This window comes from Salinicola sp. (genome assembly GCF_982684285.1).
In genome coordinates this window covers 1-1,126 of record NZ_CEXLVS010000513.1, presented here as the reverse complement: position 1 = coordinate 1,126, position 1,126 = coordinate 1, and the positions used below count along the sequence as shown (strand labels likewise).

Annotated in this window: 2 protein-coding genes; both read left to right on the top strand. The window is 38.1% G+C overall.

What is annotated here, in order from left to right:
• Positions 1-355: hypothetical protein (locus AC3AYF_RS21560; protein ID WP_487780513.1), on the top strand; the 355-nt coding region annotated here is incomplete at its 5' end.
• A 2-nt stretch (positions 356-357) separates the two neighbouring features.
• Entirely contained in the window at positions 358-1,095 is a 738-nt protein-coding gene (locus tag AC3AYF_RS21555; protein ID WP_487780512.1) for a hypothetical protein, read from the top strand.
• Positions 1,096-1,126: the final 31 nt, after the last annotated feature.

The window sequence follows — 1,126 nt, the reverse complement described above, 5'->3', positions numbered from 1 at the left end:
CTCTCATGCCATGGTGTTTTTGGCATCAGATTTTTGTGTTGATATTAGTTTGGTCGAAAAAACATTGCGACAATTGTCTAATTACACGGTTGTCCCCATTGTTTGGCAGCATCACGATGTTGACCATTTTCCTTCTCATGCTGGTTGGACAGAAATGCGAGATTCTGAAACAGGCCAAAATCGAAGTGTTTGGATGAGACCAAGTATGAAAAAGAATTGGCAGCAAGCAATGAACAATCATTTTGAGCAATTAGCTGCCTGTTTTATGCATCATCGGGTAAAACCTTTATTTGTAGATGGTGATGTCACAGGTGAACAATTAACACATTATTTTTCAGGATTGAAGCGAGCGTAATCATGCGATTTTTAATAGGTCTAATATTAAGTATTGTCTCAGCAACATTAATGGCTGAACAGATTGCTGAAGTAAGTTTGGATCGTGCTTGGGGTTTATTAATAGGGGATGAGATACAACAACAAATTGAGTTGCCAGTCACAGTGGATAATATTGATCTGACATCCTTACCGCAAATAGATAGACGTTATGGCACATGGTTATATTTAAAAAACATAAGCAGTGTGGATAATAAGGTGTGGCTTAGTTATCAAGTGGTCAATGTACCCACTAATACTATTGAAGTTTACACGCCAGAATTTCATTTTAGACAGTTAGATGATGAATGGATTAAGGTGCCAGAAGCAGCATTTAGTATTGGAACCTTATTACCAGAACAAGCTGGAAATTCGGCCAGTAATATGGTGTTTAAAGCTGATCATGTACCGACATTAATTTCTACAAGCGCAAATGAAGAAACATTAAAAATAGCAGGTTTATTAACGACTATTCTTGGTGTGTTGTTAGTGGTTTGGCATATCGGTTGGAGACCGAGAAATCGACGACCTTTTGCTCAAGCGGTGCATGAATTGTCACGAATGAAGTGGTCACACTCTAAACAACAAAATAAAGCTGCACGAATTTTACATGCGGCATTTAACAAAACAGCCGGTACTATTGTGGTGCATAGTGAACTGTCACAATTGATGATAGATGTACCTTGGCTTGCATCCTTAGAACAAGACATATCACAATTTTAACGACTTGCGGTCCCGAAATATGTGAAATATC

What these genes read in the sequence shown, in the direction of transcription:
- AC3AYF_RS21555 (WP_487780512.1), top strand. Translation starts at nt 358, where the DNA reads ATGCGATTTTTAATAGGTCTAATATTAAGTATTGTCTCAGCAACATTA.